A 23,863-nucleotide genomic window follows, 5' to 3' on the forward strand; every position below is an offset into this window, starting at 1 on the left:
TCGCTGGATGCTGTTATACTATAAAGGTCTAGCTAGAGGCACTAAACTTGTCATCTCTGTCCAATCTGTCCGAAGATGATTACTTTTTGAAATTCACAAGGGGGGAACTATGAATAACACCACGTTGTATTTGCGACACGCGGAGCTGCTGCGTGATCTGGTGCCATCCTTTCAAACCTATCCATTTCATCTGCCTGCTGTTCGAACGCTGGATCGCCTGACTTTTCAAAAACCAGTGACCTTTCTTGTTGGAGAGAACGGCACAGGCAAATCAACCTTGTTAGAGGGAATTGCTGCTGCTTGGGGCTTTAACCCTGAGGGTGGAACGCTAAACTTTTCTTTTAACACTCGTTCCTCGCATTCGAATCTTTATGAGTATTTTAGAATTGCTAGAGGGGTTAGACGGCCGAAGGACGGCTTTTTTCTACGTGCGGAGAGTTACTATAATGTGGCTTCTTATATTGATGAGTTGGATGAACAACCCGGTGGCCCACCGATCAAAGACTCCTACGGAGGCAAATCTCTGCATGAGCAATCCCACGGAGAGTCTTTTTTAGCTACATTCGTTCACCGTTTCGGCGGCCGCGGTCTTTATATCCTCGACGAGCCTGAAGCAGCGCTTTCCCCCTTACGTCAAATGTCTCTGCTGGTGCGTATGCATGAGCTGGTCGGGCAGGATTCACAGTTCATTATCGCAACGCATTCCCCCATTCTGATGTCCTATCCCGGTGCTGAAATTTTTCTCTTGGAGGGAGAGGGAATACGATCCGTTGCCTTAGAGGAAACTGAACATTATACCGTGACCAAAGCGTTTATGAACGATCGTCAAGGGATGCTGCGTGAGTTATTTGAAGATGAACAAGCATAACCGCCTTCGACGTCCCTATAAGGACGGTAAGCGTTTAAGCGAGAAATATAAGGATATTTACAACATGGAACATATAAATTCTTATATTTTTGTCTATGTTTGATATTTGACCATAAGAAAACCGCCTTCGTTGAAAAGGCGGTTTATTGCTAGCCGTGTCCCGTTAGCGCAACGACTTACTCTGTTGAATTTCGTGTTCCTCAACATAAAGCGGCATCAGAGAAGGCGGATCGTACCTTATCGCGGCCTTTAAACGACAAAATGGTGCCGATAGCCATAGCCCCATAGCCGCAACGAAATAATAAGCCTAATCCGACAGTGCCCGCATGATGTTGGATTTCGCCTCTGCCGCAATTGCTTCATTCCCGTCATCGACCGCTTGCATTAAGATCAGTATGGGGATGTATACCGCGATTAGCCGCGCCAGCAGCTTCGTTTCCTCGTCCGCTCCTCCGTACGTTTCGAAAAACACGCCGCGAGCGTAAGGTGGTAAAAAGCTATAAGCAACGCTCAAATCGCAAGCCGGATGGCCTACGCTCAGATCGCCCCAATCAATGATGCCGGAAACGATCCCGTTCTCATTCACAAGCATATTTTTGAAATGAAGATCGCCATGTAGCAGTGCATTCACCGCCTCGACACGGTCCTTTTGCAGCCCGCTAATATACGCTTCGATCACACCGGACTCCTCCGGCGACAAGTGTTCAACCACCTTCGATAGAAAGCCCTCCAATTTCACTTTGCGCGATGCTATGTCCGTCAAGTTTCGATGATCTTGCTGAACTCCGCACTTCAGCGCCGCCTGCACCGGAAACTCATGCAATCTCCGCAAAAATTTCGCCAGCGTCTCTGCCGATAAAGCCCGGCGTTCTTCCGTCAAACCGATTGGGAAATCTCCTAGCACGTAGGCATAGCCAAGAAATGGTGCCGGGTATTCGTCACTTGCTTCGCCATAAAACAACGGTTTCGGATAGGGGATGGTTATATATGCCTCCAGCTTTGGCAGCAGCTTCCCTTCCATACGAATCGAGCCAACTGCAATCGTTCTTCTTGGAAACTGGAACACGTACTCGTCACCGATGAGAAAAACCGTATTGTCCCAGCCCCAGCCCAATCGCTTCACTTGCTTCGATGACAGCTGAGGGAATTGTCTGCCGATCAGCGTCCGCGCCTGCTCTTCGTTAACCTCCCACTCCGCATCCCATACATTCGTTCCTCCCATGAATTGTCTGCCTCCTCGTTCCTTACGTTATTTAGATGTTTACATTCCCTAAAAGTTACGCATAACTGCCCGTTAGCTTAACAAGAATAAGCAGAAAGCCGAAGTTTGGTGTTCGTGTCGGTCACAGTAAACAGGCACGATTTGACCAACATATTTTTCTTATTCGATGCGGTATTCTCATATTCCTTGCTGTCTATGTAACGAAACCACGCCAAGTAATTCTGCAAATACTTTGTTGCAACACCATTGAAGCGATCCATCCATTTCTTCAAGCGGCTGTGGGTGCTGTTTACGTTTTGGATATGGTACACGCCTTTCACACGTTGTTTTCCGTCGGTCTTGAATCGGTAATGAGTCATGCCTTTTGAATTCGCATAGGAGCTAAATGCCCTCCATGAATCAGTGCATAACACGTTTGAGTCAGATAGATGACCACCAATCGCTTCGTCTAATTTTGTAATCCGAATACGTCCACGCCCAAGTACGCCAGAGTAAGTCATTTTCTGACGGTCACGGGCAACCAGCACGCACACTTGATCGTGGCTTATACCACGATATTTCGCTTTGCCGCCACGTTTACGTGGCTTGCGTTCGGTAATATTCCGCTTGCCCTTTTCCGAGTAAAGAAAGTAGGTCTCGTCCATTTCAACAATATCTTGAAATGCTTCGGTTGGAATCTGCTTCAGAGCGGAAAGAATCTTATGCCGCCAGTAAAACAAGGTGACATGCGTGACTTCATCGTTTAACTGCTCTGCACATTTTCTCAGAGAAAAGCCCTCAATCATGCATTCGATAAAACGAACCCACATATGAGGTCGCCTCATTCGTTGCAGAGGGGTGTTCGTAAGGTCATTGAATGTTTGGCGACAGGACTTACAACGGTAACGTTGACGTTTAACCTCTCCAGTGCGTGTTCTTACAGCCTACTTTCCAAATCGAACAACAGAATGGTTTTTGCAATGCGGGCAAACAAGTCCATCTTTATGCTTCTGCTCTTGAATTTCATCAATCGCTCGAACTGGAAGTGCCACTCCCTTGGTTCGGGACTGCAAAAAGTAGATAAGTTCTCGCTTACCATTATCGTCCAACGTATCAGCAAGCTTTTTCAGTTCCTTTAAATCCATGGGCAAATCATCTCCGAACAGTTATATCGCCCTTATTATAGAACGTTTGTTCGTAATTATGGAATATCAACAACAAAGTTTAACATAGCCATATTTTTAAAAAAACAGCAGGTCTCCAAATCGGAAACTTGCTGTTTGCTTTGTGTTATTTTGTGTTTGATAGGTTCTTGAAATTAGCGTCTCGCAATCCCCGTCAGCTTGTGAACAATCCATCCAAACATGACTACAACCATCATATCGAAGCACACATTAAACAAGAATAAATGCTTACCGATGTCAGCCCTTCCGTCCCCAAGAATCGGAACCAAGAAGGAGAAAATCCCTATTAGCCCTAGCAGCATCAGCAGCTCGCCGGCAACTTTGCCACGAATATCTCTGCTGCGGAAATACTGGAACAAGGCTCCCGCAAAATACACCAGATAGAATATGGAGAGAAATCCGAGCGTGTGCGGAATATGTTTGTTTTTGAATTGGCTCCATGCACTGTAAGTATAGGATAATGCACCTGCTGGTTTATTCTCGCTTTTCTCATAGTTTCCTAGATAATACGGGCGAATCGCCATGCTGTTACTCGCAGCATATTTCATATTATCTATCAACCGGTCCGGATGCTTCAGATAGAAGAACAATACATCTTTATGAGATACACGGTCATAGAAGTCCGGAACCAGCGAAGGATCATCCTGCTTAATCACTGTATCGGTCTGAAAATAATTTGTACCCGCCAGTACCTCCAGCCGCTCCGGCAATCCGAGATCCTGCAAGTCTCCCTTCACATCCGGCGATTCGTTTAGAATCCCAAAAAACACCGTTTGATACAGATTAATATGCTTCAGATCTTTTGGCGCTGCCACATACAAAACGATGGATACAAGAAAGATGGCAATCGAAAAACGTAACGCCAGCTTCCTCCATTTGCCCTCTCCGTCAAGCATCATAAACCGCAAGAAAATCAGTGCAAAGGCAATCCCAATCGGTGCATTCTGGATTTTGGAGGTGACCAGAAACAGAATCGCGATAAAAAATAAGGTTAATCCTTTAGTGGTTGGCTTCTCTTGGCTGGTTAATCTTAATCCTAATGCAAATGTCAGCAGCATAAACACCATCGACACTGGTTCTCCAAACAAGGAGTTGAAATAGGCCACATACCCGATATCGTAAAATACAAATAAGATAGCTGCTCCCAACAGCAGCCCTGTAACATAAGAGCCACGAGCATTATACTTCACCAGCAGCCAAGTTGCCGCCAGTAAAAGAAGCCCATAAACTGCACCCAGCAAACGAACATCAAAAAAGCTGCCATGGATGAGCCCGCCGATCAATCTCGGCACAAGTACTATAAAAATCTGTGAGGATGGATAAAAACCTCTAAATAAATTTTCATACGCAAAACTGGAATGACTAAAATTGAAAAACTGGTCGGCATACGATGCTCCAGTATCATAGTAGTTCAGACCGATGGTATTCATCATACGCAGAAAATCTCCGTTATCGGCAACACCAATAAATGGCCCTACGAATAGCAAATAAATAATGATACCGCAGCCGGCAAGGCCTACGAGATACTCCGGTTTCCAGAACTTTTTCATGATTCCCCCTATCTCTGTGGTAACAGCTTCACATATTCGTCGGACAAATTCATTAGCTTCAAAATATACTCATAATCAGTCTGATATTTTGTGAAATCCGATACTGGCTTAAGCGTATCCAACGACACAGCTTTACCATCAGCAAAATCTTTACCAGGCACATAGAGAATATCATCATTAAAGAAAGAACCAGAAGGCAAATAATACCGCATCCCTAACACATTACGATCAATGTTCAAGAGATCATGACCAAATGCTGTATAACCTTCTTCTTTTAAAGAAACCCCCAATAGGTTAGCTATTGTTGGGAGAATATCCAACTGTCCACCGGTTCTCTCTACTACCTTCCCTTGCTCCATTCCTGGTACATGTATAATCAATGGAATATTAAAGCGACTGATCCGGGAATCGTATGGAATCCCCAACGCACTTTCTACTTGCTCCGGTGGCACATCCTGCGGCTGCAAGCCAAAATGATCGCCATACATCACCAGCACAGTGTTATCCCACATTCCATTTTTCTTCAAACCCTCTATTAAAGTTCCAATGGCATAATCAGTATAGTTAATAGCAGTCAAATAATCGCCAAGCATCGTGTTTTTTAACTCATCAGGCACTGATATCTTCTTAAAAGAGTCCGGAATTTGGAAGGGATGATGGCTGGACGCCGTCACCATTTGTGCGTAGAAAGGAGTTCCTTTCTTCTGCAGCTCTGCCAATTTCTCGACACCCGTAATATAAAGCTGTTCATCGGAAGCACCAAACGCATTAAAATGATCATTGGTAAAATAATCTTTATCATAATAGCCGTTAAATCCAAGTGCAGGATATAGCTCATTCCGATTCCAAAAGCCCACTTGATTCACGTGAAAGGTGTACGCCTCATATCCTTTATCTCTCAGCAGACGTGGTAGGCTCGGCAGTTCTCTGTCCCCGAATCCAGTGGACATTGCCAAGGTCCCGATTGGATAAATCGACGTGTTGCTCATAAATTCAGCGTCAGAAGTATTGCCCGGACCAATCTGCTGGTAGACATGGGGGAAGTAAAATCCCTCATCTGCCAACTTGTTCAACACTGGAGTCAGCTCTTGACCCTTCAGGGATTGATGCAGCGGGAAGTTTTGGAAAGCTTCCATTTGGATGACAATTACATTTTTGCCCTTTTGCGAGCCAAAATAATCAGGTGCTGTGCCCGCGGCCTTACTACTATAAGGATAGGAAGCTTGCAGTTCATCAATCTTCGCGATGGTATCCTTAATATCTCCGGTTCCAATGAGATTGTTATCTTCCTTGACCTTAATTGCGGCAACGACCTCATAATTCAGGAATCCGGCACTTTCTGCCTGCACAAGCTCATTTGTAATTCCCCGCGCAGAATTGACAGAATTGGCCGATAAAGCAAAACCTCCAAGAATAGCCACCAGAATCACCATCATATGTGCCAATCGTGTGTTCCGGGAGCTGAATCGCTCACGCTCACGCGGATAGGCTTTTCCATGCTTCCATCTGCGGATCAAGACATAGATTGCCATGATCACAAAATCAGCGAAAAATAAATAATCAATAGTCTGTATCGTTGATTCTACGCTTGCCTTCACTTGAAACACCTGATTCAGTTCATATAAAGCCAGATACGTAGGAACAGAACCAAAGTGATTGAAATATACACTGGCTGCGAACAGCAGCAGCGATAATATCCCGTTAAATGTCCAATAGACAGCTGTTCTCACCCGCGAAGGAGTAATGACTGTCAGTATCCCCATGATGAAGAGGACTGGAGCAACATCTGCTGCAATCCACTCCCAAGCAATTCTATCAAAGAACAGCACTCTCAGCAGGAGCAGCTTCAACCATAGCAGCAGGACAACAATATAGAACTGAGCTCGATTCGGCCCGTGCTTTTTCACGTTTTAATCCCCTCTTACCTTTTCATTTGTTCTGATTATGAACTCTATTCATCTTTTCTGTAAAATATCAGATTGTTCTAGTATAACAATACTTACTTTTTTTATCAAAAATGTGCACCTTTCGCTCCCACTACAAATAGGGAAATCCCACGCCTTTTCGGCTGTGGAATCTCCCTATTTAAGCCTATTATGTTATGCCTTTCAATCTAAGACTGGCTTGCTGGCAAATCCTCTTTTACCTTCCAGATCGTTAAATCACTATCATAATATACAGTGATCTCAGGACTGCCAAGCTTATGAAAGGTGAGATTCCCGGGCTCCTGATCTCTTTTAAGCAAGCTATATTCGCTCACATCAGCAACGCTAAATATCTTAGTCAGCAGAGGTGCTGCCTTCTCACGTAGGCGATCCCCATCAATTAGAGACAGCTCCCGGTCTAATACCGTTAGTTGTTTGGGATCTGTTTTATCACTAGCACGAGGATTTGTATCACTAATCTGCTCAATCCTTCTAGTAACAGTATCGAACGTAACCGAAACCTTTGATCCGTATTGCAGCGTAAGCGTATCCTGATCCTTGTCCATAGCCCGAAATACTAAACTAAGCTCTTCACCTCCGTTACCTCTCAACACCTTCAAGGCCTGTTCCCCAGCTTGACGCATCTCTTCTGATACCGCCGAGGCCTCAAGCGTGGCTGATGCGTAATCGAATTCACCATTTACAAATCCGATACGCCATTTCTCCGCCCTAAAGTTATTCTCAATTTTCACGCCAGAATGTTGTGTAACATCATATTCAACGTATCTGAGCACTTCATAAGCTGAATCATTCGCATAACCCAGTTTGCCCTTGATCTCTTCCGCACGGGTATTCATTTCAGCGTCGATCTCCGCAGCTGTCAGAATCCTACTCATCTTCGTTTGCACCAGTTCTCCTGTCTCATAATTGATCCAGATATATGCGGAGTCCTCACCTTTCTGGTAAGAGTAAAATATCTGCTGTTGCTCCTTAAGCCATTCCCGGTGATCTAGCGGATAAGTCTTTCCAAGTAAACTCTGCATCACCTGATCTGCGTTCCGCTGTAGCTCAGCCTCCGTGAAATGCGACGAAACCTCAGTTTGCGCAGGGTTGCTTGATTCATTACCGAGGAACCTTCCGTTCAGAAAGAATACACCTAAGCCCAACAATACAATAAAACTCGCCACAGCCAACAATTGCACAGGCAGTCTTTTTCCTGAGTAAGATTTCGCTCCCTGTTGATCTTCTTGAATTCGGCGAATGACGTTGTCTGCATGCCTCATAGTAAACTTTTCATTTCCAAAAGGTCCTTTTCGGGCCTGAGCATACCATTCCGGTTTATGATCCTCCATCATTCTACCCCCTTTAATTTGTTCTGAATTTTTTGCCGCGCTCGGTGCAATCTTGATTTTACCGTTCCGTGACTCAAGTTCATCAGTTCAGCTATTTCTTTTATAGAGAGCTCATATTTCAAATCCAGGACCAATATTTCGCGCAGCTTTGGAGACAATGCCATAATTAGATCCCATATCTCACCAATGGACTGATTACCCAAATACTCCATCTCCGCAGATCGGGCTACGCCAAGAGGTTCGACAGTTTTTTCCCGCTGCTTCACATCAACCGTGGACAATGGCTGTACACCACCCCATAAGCCCGAACGAAAAAAGCGCGATTTCCGGTGCGAAAAAACAGTATTCCTGGCAATCGTAAGCAACCATGCTTTAAATGAAGAATTCCCCCGGTACGTTCCAATCCGGTAATAACATTTAATGAATACTTCTTGAGCCAGATCATCGGCTTGTTCAGAATTTTTGGTAAGATAATAGATATAATTCCATATATCCTCTCCGTAACGGCTCATGATTTCTCTTAGTTGCTGTTCATTCATCGTCTCGCTATGCTGAAGACCTTCCAGTTCCAATTAGCTTCACCTCACTTAATACGACCTCACAAAAGGCACTTTAGTTCCCTTATGTTCATATTTTCTCATAAAAAAACAGGGGGTCCAGTGATGATCCCCTGCGAATGATAAGATATCCGAATCCGAATCGACCTCTCCCCTCAAACGATCGAGGTATGCGTGAGTAATCTTTTAATAGAACGGTTAGCTTCATTTAGTACAATTTCTTTATCCACAGTCTTTAGCAAACCTCTTTCCATCACGATCTCCCCGTCGATTATCGTTGTCTCCACATCTGCCCGCGTAGCGGAATATACAATTCTAGAGATGGGATCTACGTCGTAAGAGGGGAAGGTATGAAAATTGTAGAGATTAAGGAGCACTAGATCTGCTTTTTTGCCTACCTCGATACTCCCGATCTTATCCTCCATCCCTACGGCCTTCGCCCCACCGATAGTAGCCATACGGAATACACTGCGGGCATCCATGGTTGTGGGTCCGTGATGAGGCTTTTGAATAATCGCCGCCAATCGCATCTCATTAAACATATCCAGATTGTTATTGCATGGAGCGCCATCCGCTCCCAGACTAAGAGAAACATGCTCATGAAGCATCCCTGGTGTGTCGGCAATTCCGGAGGCCAATTTCAGATTGGAACCCGGGCAATGACTTACATGCACTCCTCGATCCCGCAAAATCCGCCGCTCCTCAGCATCCAGCCACACGCAATGCGCCAGTATAAGCCGTTCATTGGCTAATCCTAGATGGTCCAGATAGACGATGTTACGCATGCCAGTCATGGCCTGCACAATCTCAATTTCCCCTAAATTCTCAGACGCATGAGTATGCACCTTCACATGGTATCTTGCGGACAGATCTCGCACCTCGGTTAATAAAGGCTCTGTACAGGAAATCACAAAACGTGGAGAAAATGCATACTGAATCCGGCCGTTTCCATAACCATTCCATTTTTCCAGTAGATCGACACTTTCCTGCAAAGAAGATGCGGTATCCTCCTGCAGCGCCTCAGGCACATCTCCCCCTTTTTGATCCATCATCACCTTGCCGGACAAGGCCCGGATTCCACTTTTAGCTATAGCCTGAAACGCAAAATCCGTATGATGGACAGTCTCCATATCCACAATCGTCGTCGTGCCGCTGGTGATCAGTTCGCCGATGCCAAGCATAGCCGAATAATAAAGGGATTCTTCATCATGCGCGGCCTCTAATGGCCAGATTCGTTTGCGCAGCCAATCCATCAGCTCCAGATCGTCCCCTTTACCTCGGAATAACGTCTGGCATAAATGAATATGAGTCTGGATAAAACCCGGAATCAATGTACGGTTCGTAGCATCAATGATCTGCTCGTCGCCCTGCGGGATCAGGCCAGTGCCGATTTCAACAATGAGATCATCCTTAATCCGGACATCCCCGTGTATAATTTCCTCTTGCTTGTTCATCGTAATGATTTCGGCATTTTTGATCAAAATATTCCCCATAGCCCTTCTCCCCCTCATTGAGTTAATTCCAGCACAACTTCACGCTTGTAACACAAAAAGGCCACAAAAATATGCCTGAGCATATTTTCGTAGCCAGAAATTTACGGTTCCCGGTAGAGACCCTTAAACCAATTATTAAGGATATACGAAAAAAAGACTATTCAGTTGTAATTTGAATAGTCCAATAATAATCTAAAGACAGGTTATATGTCAATATACATGACATATAAAATTGATTTCGTTTTATTAATACTGTTTCATAAAAGTGATTTAGTATTTTATGTTATGTTAAATAACATAATTCGATTTATGATCACGATTATTCTGTTTGAAGAAAATTTCGATCACGACACCCTGTACTTTGCGTCAGATTTACTGTCAGGAAAACATAGAAAATAAGCTATCCGAGAGCTATTTCATGGCTTAAGAGACAGCCGTTTCGTTCGATTAGGTCGGCCATTTCGGACAGTATCTCTGCTTACTCTAACGCGTTGTGCTAAACCGCTGTGCATATAGCGCAATATGGTAAACTGGTCAGAGCCCGCTAGTGCACGTCTAGCTCTATTCATCTAACTGACCTATGCCGACCCTACTGCTACTCAACTGCTACTTCTGCACTGCTTCGGCTTCTTGTATTTCTCCCCTACGCCTACTCCACTGCTTCTGCACTCCTACATTCTCCTTGCGCCCACTCCACTGCTACGTCTACTGATACTGCTTCTACTACTGCCCCTACACTACTCTTATTTCTGCACTTCTACGTTCCCCTTGCGCCTATTACACTGCTACGTCTACTGCTTCTGCTACGTCTACTGCTACAACAACTACAACTACAGCTCCTACTCTACTCCTACTTCTGCACTTTTACTTTCTCCCTGCGCCTACTCCACTGCTACTTCTACTGCTTCTGCTACTACTGTCCCTACACTACTTCTACTTCTGCACATCTATGTTCCCCTTGCGACTATTACACTGCTACGTCTACTTCTGTTTCTACTACTGCCCCTACACTACTCTTATTTCTGCACTGCTACGTCTACATCTACATCTACTTCTGCTTCTGCTTCTACTGCTCTCGCTACGTCCACACCACTGGTGAGTCATAATCCTCCATGCTTTCGGACCCAGATGACACTATTTGCACATTTATCGCCTTTTGAGTAAGTTTTCGGACTACAGTGACGCTATTCCCTCGAAACAGGTCCATATGCAGTGTGTTTTGTACCAATAGCTGCGCTGGAGTCCGATAGCATTCCAAATGTGGGGAAATTCCGCGTTTAAGGTCATCTGGGTCCGATAGTGTCGAGTCATACTCTGCCACTGATGCTTTCGGACCCAGATGACGTTATTGCACATTTATCGCCTTTTGAGCAAGATCTCGGACTCCAGTGACGCTATTTCCTCGTTACAGTCCCATATGCAATGTGTTTTATACCAATAGCTGCGCTGGAGTCCGATAGCATCCCAAATGTGGGAAAATTCCACGTTTAAGGTCATCTGGGTCCGTTACTATCGAGTCATACTCAACTGCTGATGCTTATGGACCCAGATGACGCTATTTGCATATTTTCGCTTATTGATCAGGGTTTCGGACTCCAGTGACGCTATTCTCTCGAAACAGGTCCATATGCAATGTGTTTTATACCATTAGCTGCGCTGGAGTCCGATAGCATCCCAAATGTGGGAAAATTCCACGTTTAAGGTCATCTGGGTCCGATAGTGTCGAGTCATACTCTGCCACTGATGCTTTCGGACCCAGCTGACGCTATTTACACATTTTCGCTTATTGATCAGTATTTCGGACTCCAATGACGCTATTTGCACACTTATCGCCTTTTGAGCAGGGTTTCGGACTCCAATGACGCTATTTGCACATTTTCGCTTATTGAGCAGGGTTTCGGACTCCAATGACGCTTTTTTGCAAATTCATCACCTTTTGAGCAGGGTTTCCGTAAGCGCAAATGCTACCTAATCAAACAATTTTTTTGTTTAGAGAAAGGTGTTATTTCCACAAAAAAAGGATATCCCAGCAGCCATTTGGTGGCTCTGAGATATCCTCTGGTTCTCTTGCTTTGTTAAGCTTTCGAATTTCCGTGCTTTTCTAGAACCTTCTCGAACACCGGAAAATTAGCGGTGCGCCCCGGAAAAGTTACTTCACCCCTGCGATCATAACCTAACTTGGGATATAGGGCGAGTGCCCCAGTGTTCTTAGCATATGTGTCCAGACGGATACTGGAATAACCATTCTGGCGAGCATATTCTTCTGCATAAGTGCTAAGACGGCGTGCAATTCCCTTCCCTTGAACTTCGGGATGCACAGCCAATCTATGCATAATTAAATGAGGCCCTTGCGTTTCTGTCCAGTCAATCTTCCCATACTGCTCGGATTGGTGCTCGTCCAACACTAGAATGCCGGCCACCGCATTGTTCTCCTCACATACCCATAGATTGCCACGTTCAATGTCAAGGGAGATGATCTCCCGGTTCGGATAATGCTCGTCCCACTGATCGCTGCCACCTGCTTGCATCACCTGTACGCATTTGGCAATCAGCTCCATAATTTCATCAATCTCATCTTTGCGTGCTCTGCGAATCTCAGTACCCATGAATCATCCCTGCCTTCATCTTAACCTCATATTATTTTCACTTTCATTATGAAGTTTATCACATCGGCAGCGCAGCAAACCAGTCCGCACGAAAACCCCAAGACCCGCTCACGGACGGAGCGGATCTTGTCATCTGTGTCTCCTAGCTGAATTCCAGCTTATGCCCGTCCTCGAAGCCCTTGGCGAAACCGGCGTCGAACCCCACGTTGTATGCTTCGGTGTAGCCCTGTTGAAAGGCGTCTGCCGGAGGCGTTTCCGGCGAAACGCCCAGCTCCGGGGGGAGCGGAATTACCTGTGGAGCAGGCGGAGCCTCGCTCACGGGTACCACAATCACCGGTGGCTGCGCAACCCTTACTTTACGAACAAGCTTACGACGAAGTCTTCTTTTCTTGCGTAGCAATAGGCCTTTTTTCGACTTCCCATAACGAGCAGTTTTCCGGGCAAGAACTCTGCGGGATTTACGGGCTAGCCCTTTACGAACTTTTGCTTTCCGCGAGAGCAGCAATGTGCGTCTACGGGTTCTGCCTGAACTTAGCGTTCTGCGGCTTTTTTTCTTCATGCTTCTATTCCTCCTGTGCTCCATGTTCTCTGGAGGTTCCTACGGCGTATGCCTTGCTCAGCCATGGCGCAGCAGGAATTCCCCGTTTAGGACGATGTAGTGAAATCCCGGACATCATCCGGCACATCGCACTCTGATACCCACTTAAAATCCTGATATTGTCGCTCAATTTGCGGGCCGTCAACTCAGATTGCTCCGTCAATTCGGCGATGCTCTCCAAGATGGCCGCCAAAGCAGCCTGACTGCGCGAAATGGAGCGAATCATCTCCAGCTTGACGGCATGTTCAGAGAGACGGTCCCCGCTCATTTGCTGTCTTCTCCAAAACTAAAGCCATCACCTGACATGTCTCCAAAACCTTCCCCGCCACCATCGTCTTCACCACTGCCCAGCACTGCTTTTAAATTGCTGTAGAGTCCGTTCTCCAGTTTGGTCAGCCCTTCGACCATCTCCACGATGACCTCGTGTATAGAGAGGGACTCCTTCAGTTGCTCACTGTGGGAATCAAAGGCTCTAGCGTGGATATGATGCTGTGCCCACTGCTTTACCTTTTCAGCTTCAACCGCCTTAGCTTCCAGAATCAACGCAACGTTCCACTGGATGGCGGCGGTGGACTCCAGCATTTGCAGATAAGCCTTTTCTCTGCTCATCTTCCGCCTCCTGCTCCTATAGCGTTACTCTTCTTCTTGACCGTTCAATTCCTTAATCACTCTGCCTACCCCATCAGCCATCGCTTCTTCCAGATCTGCAAGTGCATTCAAGTAAGCAATAATATTCTTGTTTACCTGAGTTGAGCTTTCGATCATCCCGCTGATCCCATCAAAATCAGGCTCCGCATCTGGCAGATCGTGGACAATTTGCGACATACGGACAGCCACATGGCGCTCAGCGTCTAATATCCGCGCCATCTGTTCGTGCGTATGGGCCATGTGCTGCAGGACTTTAGTTATTTTACTCTGCACCTTCATGTCTCCTTTGCTCAAACGCCCTGCTACAGCATATGCGGCAGGAGCCGGGACGGTGCCGGGATCCTCGACAAGTTAAGGCTCTATTCGTGACTGGAATGACATAAAAATTACGTTATTGCTAAGTACATTTAAAAGGATTAAAATGTGAAATGCGCAATCCTGAGTTTACCAAAGGTTGGTGGGGAATATATGAAGCTTGAAAGCAAGCGTATCGATCTAATACCTTTAACTGCCCCAGAGCTCTCGCTAGCAATAGATAACTATTCGGAGCTACAGCAACAATTAGGCTTAGCTGCCATCAGTGCGGCGCTTGATGATGAAATGCAATATGCTATGCAGATCAGGCTAAAAAAGGTGCAGCAGGACCCCGACCATTACCTATGGTTAACGAACTGGGCCATCATCCATCGGGAAGATCAATGTATTATAGGATTCATTATCCTTAAAGGTTACCCGAATGAGAAAGGCGAGGTTATTCTAGGGTATGGGATTGATGAGAAATATAGAAGAAAAGGGTATGCAACAGAGGCACTACACACAATTAATGCATGGATCTTCTCCCATCCCCAAGCTGTCTATGTAATCGCTGACACTGAAAAAGATAATACAGCCTCCCACAAAGTATTGGAGCGTCTAGGCTCTGAGAGATACAAAGAAACTGAGGATTTAATCTGGTGGAGGATTTCTAACCCCCGAGCTCTCTGAGTAACGTGTGATTTCAAAGCCCTTGCGGCTATCTATAGCAGGATTACAACAAAAAAAGCACTGCCTTATGGCAGTGCATCTTTTAACTTTTCCCCCGCCTCGTGTAAAGACTGGAACGTCCCCGCATCACTCCACCAATCCTTAAGCACATCATAACTAAGTCTGCGATCAGCGGCGTATATATTATTTACATCGGTAATCTCCAGCTCCCCCCTCTTGGAAGGCGATACCCGCCGGATGATATCAAATACAGCTTCATCGTACATATAAATACCAGTTACACAATAATTGGTCTTCGGATGCTCAGGCTTTTCTTCGATATAAGCAATCCATGCCGCATCTTGACTATCAAATACAGGTACACCGTATCTGCGCGCGTCCTCCACCGGCTTCAGCAACACCTTTGCAGTGCCCGCCGGCTGACGAAGATAACTCTCCACATAAGGCTTCAGATCATCCATAAAAAGATTATCCCCGAGCAATACAACAAATCGTTCCCCTGGGAAAATGAACCCTTCTGCTAAATCAAGCGCCTCGGCAATGCCTCCGGCAGCTTCCTGAATTTTATAGGTCAGAGATACACCAAATGCAGCACCGCTGCCTAAAAAATCCGTGTACAGGCCAGCAGACTGCTTGCTTATGACCAGAAGAATGTCGGTAATTCCTCCCCGGCGAAGCCGGTCTATGCCGTAACAGACCATAGGATATTTGCCGACCGGAAGCAAATGTTTGTTCATAAGCCGGGTCAGCGGTTGAAGTCTAGATCCTGTTCCGCCCGCCAGTATGACTCCTTTCACTTACTTTCCTCCTCTTTATCTACGTCCTTTGCCTTCGGATCTGCACTTCATATAAAATTAATAGGATCTACATTCCATTTATCTATAAAGATCTTGCGATTTCGTTCCACCAGTTCTTGCAGTCCGGTATTGTAAACTTGCTTGAAACTTGCACTTCCTTCATGGTGCACCAAGCAATCCCCGGCGATAAGCAGCCGATATCCCTTTATCCTGGCGCGATAACAATAATCATCATCTTCGTAATGTCCAGGTGAGAATCTCTCATCCAGTAGACCTACGGAAGTTAGCAGCTCTCTTTTGAATAAAAAACATAATCCTACCAGCCGTCTCGTCTCCAGCCATTTCTGGGGATTTGGAAGGTTCGCCCTCTCAGCAGCCTGATGAAAACCTATCAGACCTTCATAATCGGTCTTCACCTGTTGACGTCCACTGGCATAGTTTGTGACTGGTCCAACAATACCTACATCAGGAGCACTATATAGAGCCCTCTTCAGATTAGTTAACCATCCTTGAGACACCACTACATCGTTATTCAGCAGCAGGACTTCATCACCTGACGCTAGCTGTAGCCCCAAATTGCATGCAGTTGGAAAGCCGCGATTGTCTGGCAATGAAATAAACGTTATATGATTCGCACGGCAATAGGTGTCTGTTCCGTCCGTTGAAGCATTGTCCACTACGATAATCTCATAAGGCGGCGGAGTGTAGGCACGAATAGATTCCACACAGGCCCGCAGCAAGGGCAGCGCATTGTAGGTTGGAATAATAATACTCGTCAGCGTCATATCCGATTCCTCCAAGCGGCTACCTGTCTGCGGTACTCACGCTGTGTTTCACTACTTAGCAGACCGCCAGCTTTTCGCCGGGAAAGAACCTCATGTAGAGCCTCAGCATGATCTCCTATGATCAGTTTTTCCACAGCATTTCCAACCCCTGTATTTGCCTTGCGCAGCCGATTATGTTTAATAACATTTACCGTTCCTACCTTCTCCACCCGTAACTTTTCTAATACAGAGCGAGCTTGGGCTTTAGGTGGAACCATTAATTCACGGTAGCCTATGGTCTCAAGCGCATGCCGCGAAAGCGCATGAGGAACAGCTGTCATAGAGCTAACCCCGAGATCGTACCTATCCAGAGCATAATTCAGAAACAGTTTGCTGCGGGTGACATCATCACATAATCCAAAGGAAGGCATCAGTGAGTCTAAATCATTAAGAGCTACATCAATTCCGCGATCTACAGCCGCCGTGAATGAAACGAGCTGAGAGGCCGGAATGACCATATCTCCATCCAGAAAAAGCAATATATCCCCGCGACTCAGCTTTGCACCGATAGCCCGGCCCACATCATGTCCGACAGACTCTGGGCAGTGTACTACAATGGCTTGACGATGTTGTCTAGAAATAGGAAAAGAGTTATCACTGCAGCCATTAAGTACGACGATAATTTCTGCAGGTTCAAGCCGTGCAACCTGATGCAGCAGACGGGACAAGGTCTGCTCCTCATTACGCGCGGAGATAATGACTGACAAAGTCCCACGTAACTTCGGTAATTTCAGAGTCTCCTTGCCTGCCTTCGATTGCCGAGACAGAAGCGGGCGAGCAGCAGCGTTGGCTTTTACAGAGCGATTGGCTGACCTGTGACGGATTGGGCGTTTCTTTGCCGTTCGAGCTGCTGTGCCTCGTAAAGTTGCAACCATCATCTCACCATCTCTCTGCGCCGGGCTCCGTCGCCAAAGCCCGCTCTGTTCCCCCGATGTTCCAGCAAGAGGGATACAGCCTCCATATGATCCGCTGTAATCAACTGCTGCAATGGATCTATGCCGTCTTCCTTGCGTCTCACCGCATTTAACTTCCCTACAGGTACTTTGTGAGCGGCTACCACTTGCAGTCCACTAAGAATTGCCTGGGCATGCGCCAGTGGAGGACGTGATAATGAATCGCTCCCTAAAATATCAAGTGCTCTGCGGCTGATTGCGTGCGGAACTGCCGTCATCGAACATCCCTTCAGATCTGGACGGCCAAGCAGAATATTCAGTGCATGTTTAGACAGCACCACCGGATGGGGGGACAGCTTCCGGACCGGACCGGAATAATCATTAAGCGCTATGTCCACTCCACCACTAACAGCAGTGACGTAAGGACGCAGCCCCGAAGCAGGTATCACCAAATCTCCATCTGTAAACAATAGGATTTCTCCCTTGGCTGCCTCAGCTCCCACACTACGGCCAGCGTCGTGTCCAAGCGGCAACTCATAGGAAATAACACGCGCACCTAGCGATTGTGCAATCCCTGCCGTTTGATCAGTGGATCCATTCACGACCACAATTACCTCGCAGCGCGGATGGACCCCTCTGGCTCCAGATATCACTCCCGCAATGGTCTGAGCTTCATTCATGGCTGGAATAATAACCGAAACATAGGGATTAGGATGGTTAACTATAGGGACTACAGCGACTTGCCGCACTGGGCGTGAAGTCCGCCGCTTCATCCGAGAGACCCGCCGCCCTGTGCGGCGGGCAGAAGTTCGTTTGGGCTTCATGCTCATCCACCTTCCTTACAGAGCCAATTCTTCAGGCTGAGGGTTACATCACAGTTTATGTACTACAACGCACAGGGTAACGGCAATTGTCTCCTGTCGTTCTGAAAACAGGACAAATGTACTCCCCACCAAACTTCGGCTTAGATACATTGCGCATAGCCAGCTGCCGCGGACACAACCTGCGGCGGTAACGAACGCAGTAACGCAGCAGGGGGATTAGGTTAGGACGCTATCGGACACAGCCGAATCCGCATCAGGTAATTGTACTTTAGCGCTATCGGACACAACCGAATCCACAACGGATGATTATACTTTTGCACTATCGGACACAACCGAATCTGCAGCGGATGATTATACTTTTGCACTATCGGGCACAACCGAATCCACAGCGGATGATTATACTTCAGCGCTATCGGACACAGTTGCTCCTATTCGCCGCATTATCACACTTTTAGGTTATTAACGGACTCCATAGCAGCTATTGGCATGAAAAGAACCCAATAAGGCTCTTTTTCTATACAATAGCGTCACTAGAGTCCGAAACCAGCCTCAAAAAACGATAAATCTGCAAATAACGCCATCTGGGTCCGTAGTGGCAGCGGATGTTAGACTACCAGGCTATCGGACAGATCCGCAGCCACAGCGAATAATTAGAACCCGGCGATGCTGACAAGTACCGTTCCCCACCAAAAAAACAGAGCAGCGATCTCCAATAAGGAGATTCGCTGCTCTGCTGTTTTTAAGAGGAATTGCTTAAGGTTCAATCAAATACGCGATCATCCGCTGCCGGTTTAGCTAAAGGAGCGCCTATAGCAATCCAAGAGATGACCCCATAGAAATGCGGAGTTTCGCGCAACCGCACCACTTGAATCACTGCTTCTCCATTGGCTCTGCTCTTTAAGGAAGCATAGAAGTAAGGCTGATTGGTCATGGCAACAAGCACATAACCCGTATGCCCAAAGCTCTCATCAAACGATACGGTCACCTCTACACTCTCAGCATCCCCATTGAACATAAATGCTGTCATTCCAAACTGCTGTAGTGCTTCTCGCTTCCCAGCTGTCTGAATCGGACTGAAGGACAGATGATCTGTATTTACAGAGTTCGGTGCCAGATGAGTCCCGTTTACTGCACCTGGGGAAATATGATATTCCTGAACACTCTCTTCTTCCAGATGGCGGGCTTGAATCGCAAACGAAGAGATTTTGGATGCTACTACCGCTTCATCCTGAAGCTCTGTTGTCCCTACTGCACCTTCTGTCAGATGAGCAGACTCGATACTGCCTTCCTTCAGCTTAGCTCCGTTGATACTGCCATCCGGGAGCAGGGCTGAGCTGCGTGTTTCATCCGCAAGATGTTCTAATTTGATGATGCCAGGCTGCAAATGCCGATCTGCCACGATCTTATCAGCAAGATGCTCTCCGTAAACACTCCATGGTTGTAAATGTGAAGAACTCACGGAGCCTTCAGCGAGTTTTTCTTCCGTAATGCTGCCATCCGGCAACAAATCCGCACTGCGTACCTCTTCTGCCAAATGCTTCAGCGTGATGCTGTCCGATCGAATATGGCGGCCATCCACCGCATCCCCGGCCAAATGACCTCCAGAGACGCTGCCTTGGGCTAAATGGAAAGACTGAATCGTCGCGACTTCAATCTTCTCGCCTGTAATACTGCCTTCCGGTAATAAATCAGCGCTGCGCACTTCTTCTGCCAAATGATTCAGAGTAATGCTTCCAGCACGGATATGGCGGCTATCTACCGCATTCCCCCCTAAGTGTCCCCCATAGACACTGCCAGGAGCCAAGTGGTAGGCAGTAATAGATCCACCCTCCAACTTTTTACCGGTAATGCTGCCATCCGGCAGTAACTCGGTGCTGCGTACCTCATCCGCTAGATGTGCTAGCTTGATCTCACCTTTTCCAATATGGAGACCTTCTACTGCAGACGGACTCAGATGAGTTCTATCCACACTTCCAGGCACTAGATGAATTGCTTCTACGGAGGCTTCCGCCAGCTTCTCCCCAGTAATGCTTCCGTCTGGCAGCAGTTCGGAGCTGCGTACCTCATCCGCCAGATGCGCTAGCTTGATCTCACCTTTTCCAATATGGCGTCCTTCTATTGCAGACGGACTCAGATGAGTTCCCTCCACGCTTTCAGGTACAAGGTGATTTGAATTTATGGATGCTTCCGCCAGTTTCTCCCCAGTAATGCTACCGTCTGGCAGCAAATTGGAGCTGCGTGTTTCTTCGGCCAAATGAGCCAGCGTGATCTCACCATATCGGATATGACGTCCTTCTATTGTGTCCGGACTCAAATGACTGCCATCTACGCTTCCAGGCACCAGATGATTAGAATTTACGGATTCTTCCGCCAACTTCTCCCGAGTGATGCTACCGTCTGGCAGCAAGTCAGCGCTACGTGTTTCTTCGGCCAGATGAGCTAACGTAATCTCACCTTTTCCAATATGGCGCCCTTCGACAGAACCTGAACTTAGATGAACGCCTTCCACACTTCCAGGTACTAGATGATTTGAATTTACGGAAGCATGTGCCAGCTTTACTCCAGAAATACTACCGTCTGGCAGCAATTTGGAGCTGCGTGTTTCTTTTGCCAAATGAGCCAGCGTAATCTCACCGTATCGGATATGACGTCCTTCAACTGTGTCTGGGCCTAAATGGCTGCCATCCACACTGCCAGGCACTAGATGTATAGAACTTACGGATTCTTCCGCCAACTTCTCTCTAGTAATACTACCATCTGGCAGCAGATCAGCGCTTCGGGTTTCATCGGCGAGATGAGCCAGGGTAATCTCACCATTTCCAATATGACGTCCTTCGACGGAACCTGAACTCAGATGTCCACCCTCCACACTTCCTAACACTAGATGAATAGAATCCACGGATGCTCCCGCCAGCTTCTTCCCGGTAATACTACCTTCAGGCAGCAAGTCGGAGGTATATGCATCTGCAGCCAGATGAGCCAGCGTGACCTCACCCGGTAGGATATGTCGACCTTCGACAGAACCCGAATTCAAATGGCTTCCGTTCACACTTCCAGGCAGGAGATGATTGGAATCTACCGATCCTTCTGCCAGCTTCTCCCCAGTTATGCAACCGTCTGGCAGCAACTCAGAGCTACGTACCTCTTCCGCCAGATGAGCCAGCGTGATCTCCCCCGGTAGGATATGACGGCCTTCAATCGTATCGATACACAGATGACTGCCGTCTACACTGCCAGGTGAAAGATGCTGAGAATCCACGGCACCTTTTACCAGCTTAGAGCTATTAATACTGCCCTCTTGGATTTGAACCGCAGAAATAGAATTCGGAAGGATATGACCATTCCCGATAGACAACGGCCGGATATGCGCCCCACTGACACTGCCAGGATTCAAATGTCTACTTTGAACAGCACTTTCGCTTATGGTTTTCGAACTTACAGCATTTACCGACAAATGCTCAGCTTGAACTGCTGACGCCGCCAGTTTACTGGATTCTATGCTGCCGTCTGCAAGCTTAGCCGAAGTGACTGCTAAATCACTGATTTTATCCGTTGAGACACTTTCCGGTGAAAGCTTCAACGAGGTTACTGCATGATCGGCCAGATGATGAGGCTGCACGGCTCCTGCTGCCAGGTGAATTTCTCTCACCGCAGCGGAAGCCAGCTTATCTCCTGAAACTGAGCCCGATTGAATCGCAGCGGAAGTCACACTATTTTCACCAAGATGTCTTCGTTCCACGGCTCCCGTGGCCAAATGATCCTTATTTACCACAGCATCCTGCAATACACGGCCGCTCACACTGGCATCCGCCAGATGTTTTTCCTCCACTGTACAAAAAGCGATATGTTCACCACTGACTACTTCACGCGCAATCGTGCTGCCAATCACTGCACCCGCTGCCAGCTTAGCTGCATTTACACTTCCATCTGCCAACTTGGCTGAAGTAACGCTCTGTGCACGAAGATGCTCCCCACCCACAGATTCTGAAGCCAGCTGTTCTCCAGTCACAGCACCGGAAGATAAATGTTGAGTCTGAATAGCTTCTTCCTTGAGCTGCTCCGAGCCGACCGCTTCCGCAGCTATATGCGAATGATTCACTGCTTCGCGTTCCAGATGAATAGAAGTTATGGCTTGCATAGCAATTTGCGGTCCGCGAATGGCGGATTTAGCAATATGTCTTGTGGTCACTGCTTCGTCTGCCAGCTTATGTGGGAGAATGCTTTGGTCAGCAATTTTGGACGAGGTTACCGCTTGCTCCACTAGCTGCGCAGTCCCTACTGCACCCTCAGCCAGCTTTAAAAAAGAGATGCTGCGGTCAGCCAAATGCCGACTTGATATTTCGCCATCACCGATATGATTACCATTCACACTTTCTGGGCTTAAATGTACGCTTCTTACGACATCTGCACCAAGTTGCTTAGAACCTATAGCTCCATCAGCTAAATGCCCGCCTTCGATAATACCCGACTGCAGCTGTTCCTTACCGATCAATTTGCTGGCAAGCTGATCAGAACCAATCGCTCCCGGGGCCAGATGTCTGGCGGTTATCAAAGCGTCGCTAAGATGGCGGCCTTCAATGACAGCATCCGCTAGCTTTGAGCTGCTGATTTCACCATCAGCTATTTTATCGCCAGATACCGCTGCATCGGCCAGCTTGGAACGGTCAACACTGCCGTTTGCCAGGTGGCGGCTTGTGATGCTGCTGCTTCCTATTTTGTCACTAGTAACGGCTCCATCTTCCAGTAAATCCGCAGTAATAATCAAATCGCTTAAATGGCGGCTCTCAATAGCTTTATCTGCAATTTGACCGCCGCCTATAATCCGATCAGCCAGCTTCTCTGGACTAATACTGCCATTTTTCAGCTTCTCTCCACTGATCGAATGATCCAGCAGCTTACCGCCACTAACGCTTCCTTCTGCTAAATGCTCGCCCACTATCGATTCTGGTGCGATTTTTGCAGAAGTGACTGCCTTGTCCGCGATATTGATACTCTGTACAGCGTAATCTTGCAGCCAAGGTGTACCAATAATGCCGAACTTTAGCTTAGAACCGTCAATGGTACGTGGAGCGATTTTGGCTCCGGTCACCGCTGCATCCGAAAGATCATCTGTATAAACGGGCTGAAAACGTTCTTTCTCTGGAGGAGCGAACCATACGGTTTCAGGAAGATTATCCGCCTGTTTCTGAAGCTGCGCTTCCTCTATAAGCTCCGGCTCCAATTGTAGAACTGGAGCAGAAGTTGGCTCCTCTAGAACGACTTCAGCTATTGCTCCCCCACTTACCTGAACTTCCGCGATCTCTGCTTCACTGACTCCGTCACTGTTATTCCCCGAGCTTCTAGAGCTGCTTTTGGTATCCAGCATACTCAGTTCCTCTTTATTGGGATTATCTACAAAATAGAGTCGTTTCTGTGGACTGCGCGGCTGCTTTTTTTTGGAACCCCTCACAAGCAGTCTCCTCCTTCCATCTAATGTTTCTCCTAGGCATCATATGCAGCGGTATGGGCTTATGACACCCTTTTGCGATGAGGCATTCATAAGATTATGTATAAAAAAAG

Annotated in this window: 18 protein-coding genes, 1 pseudogene and 1 riboswitch; of the genes and pseudogenes, 2 read left to right on the plus strand and 17 right to left on the minus strand. The window is 47.0% G+C overall.

What is annotated here, in order from left to right; all coding sequences use genetic code 11:
• Positions 1-109 precede the first annotated feature (109 nt).
• Positions 110-868, plus strand: a complete 759-nt coding sequence (locus NST94_RS24525; protein ID WP_038573143.1) for an AAA family ATPase — start codon at positions 110-112, stop codon at positions 866-868.
• Positions 869-1,175: 307 nt separating this feature from the next.
• Here the strand turns inward: NST94_RS24525 and NST94_RS24530 are convergent, their stop codons facing one another.
• From NST94_RS24530 to NST94_RS24585, 12 genes and pseudogenes are all read right to left on the minus strand, one after another.
• Positions 1,176-2,090: a phosphotransferase gene (locus tag NST94_RS24530; protein ID WP_339281394.1), complete on the minus strand. Its 915-nt coding sequence runs from the start codon at positions 2,088-2,090 to the stop codon at positions 1,176-1,178.
• Between the two features lie 77 nt (positions 2,091-2,167).
• Positions 2,168-3,100 (minus strand): annotated as a pseudogene (locus tag NST94_RS24535) (IS1595 family transposase); the annotation flags it as partial.
• Positions 3,101-3,387: 287 nt separating this feature from the next.
• On the minus strand, positions 3,388-4,803 hold the full coding sequence (locus NST94_RS24540) for a hypothetical protein (protein WP_076302431.1): 1,416 nt from the start codon (positions 4,801-4,803) through the stop codon (positions 3,388-3,390).
• 8 nt (positions 4,804-4,811) lie between these two features.
• Positions 4,812-6,710 carry an LTA synthase family protein gene (locus tag NST94_RS24545; protein WP_076302430.1) on the minus strand — a complete coding sequence of 633 codons (1,899 nt, stop codon included), beginning with the start codon at positions 6,708-6,710 and terminating at the stop codon, positions 4,812-4,814.
• A 206-nt stretch (positions 6,711-6,916) separates the two neighbouring features.
• A complete protein-coding gene (locus NST94_RS24550; RefSeq protein WP_175623585.1) occupies positions 6,917-8,083 on the minus strand; it encodes a hypothetical protein in 1,167 nt (388 codons plus the stop codon).
• Entirely contained in the window at positions 8,080-8,619 is a 540-nt protein-coding gene (locus tag NST94_RS24555; protein WP_179088262.1) for an RNA polymerase sigma factor, read from the minus strand. Before NST94_RS24555 ends, NST94_RS24550 begins: the two co-directional genes overlap by 4 nt.
• A 173-nt stretch (positions 8,620-8,792) precedes the next feature.
• Complete coding sequence (locus NST94_RS24560) at positions 8,793-10,130, minus strand: 5'-deoxyadenosine deaminase (protein ID WP_076302428.1); 1,338 nt, start codon at positions 10,128-10,130, stop codon at positions 8,793-8,795.
• 70 nt (positions 10,131-10,200) lie between these two features.
• Positions 10,201-10,299: riboswitch (purine riboswitch) on the minus strand.
• Between the two features lie 1,906 nt (positions 10,300-12,205).
• Positions 12,206-12,736 carry a GNAT family N-acetyltransferase gene (locus tag NST94_RS24565; protein ID WP_076302427.1) on the minus strand — a complete coding sequence of 177 codons (531 nt, stop codon included), beginning with the start codon at positions 12,734-12,736 and terminating at the stop codon, positions 12,206-12,208.
• A gap of 142 nt (positions 12,737-12,878) precedes the next feature.
• Positions 12,879-13,295 (minus strand): hypothetical protein, encoded by a 417-nt coding sequence (locus NST94_RS24570; protein ID WP_076187150.1) that lies wholly within the window; start codon positions 13,293-13,295, stop codon positions 12,879-12,881.
• 4 nt (positions 13,296-13,299) lie between these two features.
• Positions 13,300-13,602, minus strand: coding sequence for a hypothetical protein (locus NST94_RS24575; RefSeq protein WP_051491084.1), 303 nt, complete (start codon positions 13,600-13,602; stop codon positions 13,300-13,302).
• Positions 13,599-13,943: a hypothetical protein gene (locus NST94_RS24580; protein WP_036679724.1), complete on the minus strand. Its 345-nt coding sequence runs from the start codon at positions 13,941-13,943 to the stop codon at positions 13,599-13,601. Before NST94_RS24580 ends, NST94_RS24575 begins: the two co-directional genes overlap by 4 nt.
• Before the next feature lie 24 nt (positions 13,944-13,967).
• Positions 13,968-14,255, minus strand: coding sequence for a hypothetical protein (locus NST94_RS24585; protein WP_036679726.1), 288 nt, complete (start codon positions 14,253-14,255; stop codon positions 13,968-13,970).
• A 195-nt stretch (positions 14,256-14,450) separates the two neighbouring features.
• Here NST94_RS24585 and NST94_RS24590 point away from each other — a divergent pair, with 195 nt between their 5' ends.
• Entirely contained in the window at positions 14,451-14,966 is a 516-nt protein-coding gene (locus NST94_RS24590) for a GNAT family N-acetyltransferase (RefSeq protein WP_076187147.1), read from the plus strand.
• A 65-nt stretch (positions 14,967-15,031) separates the two neighbouring features.
• Here NST94_RS24590 and NST94_RS24595 read toward each other — a convergent pair whose 3' ends face one another.
• The 5 genes from NST94_RS24595 to NST94_RS24615 all read right to left on the minus strand — a co-directional run bounded on the left by NST94_RS24595 (position 15,032) and on the right by NST94_RS24615 (position 23,753).
• A complete protein-coding gene (locus NST94_RS24595) occupies positions 15,032-15,763 on the minus strand; it encodes a sugar phosphate nucleotidyltransferase (RefSeq protein ID WP_076130445.1) in 732 nt (243 codons plus the stop codon).
• A 47-nt stretch (positions 15,764-15,810) separates the two neighbouring features.
• The gene (locus NST94_RS24600) at positions 15,811-16,548 is read right to left on the minus strand and encodes a glycosyltransferase family 2 protein (protein WP_076142551.1); all 738 of its coding nucleotides are present in this window, start codon (positions 16,546-16,548) and stop codon (positions 15,811-15,813) included.
• Positions 16,545-17,465, minus strand: a complete 921-nt coding sequence (locus NST94_RS24605) for a glycosyltransferase (RefSeq protein WP_111505479.1) — start codon at positions 17,463-17,465, stop codon at positions 16,545-16,547. The genes NST94_RS24600 and NST94_RS24605 overlap by 4 nt, the downstream gene beginning before the upstream one ends.
• Positions 17,462-18,304 carry a glycosyltransferase gene (locus NST94_RS24610; protein WP_254848867.1) on the minus strand — a complete coding sequence of 281 codons (843 nt, stop codon included), beginning with the start codon at positions 18,302-18,304 and terminating at the stop codon, positions 17,462-17,464. Before NST94_RS24610 ends, NST94_RS24605 begins: the two co-directional genes overlap by 4 nt.
• A 760-nt stretch (positions 18,305-19,064) precedes the next feature.
• Complete coding sequence (locus NST94_RS24615) at positions 19,065-23,753, minus strand: WIAG-tail domain (RefSeq protein ID WP_076302426.1); 4,689 nt, start codon at positions 23,751-23,753, stop codon at positions 19,065-19,067.
• Positions 23,754-23,863 lie beyond the last annotated feature (110 nt).

This window comes from Paenibacillus sp. FSL H8-0282 (genome assembly GCF_037963825.1).
GTDB lineage: Bacteria > Bacillota > Bacilli > Paenibacillales > Paenibacillaceae > Paenibacillus_AQ > Paenibacillus_AQ odorifer.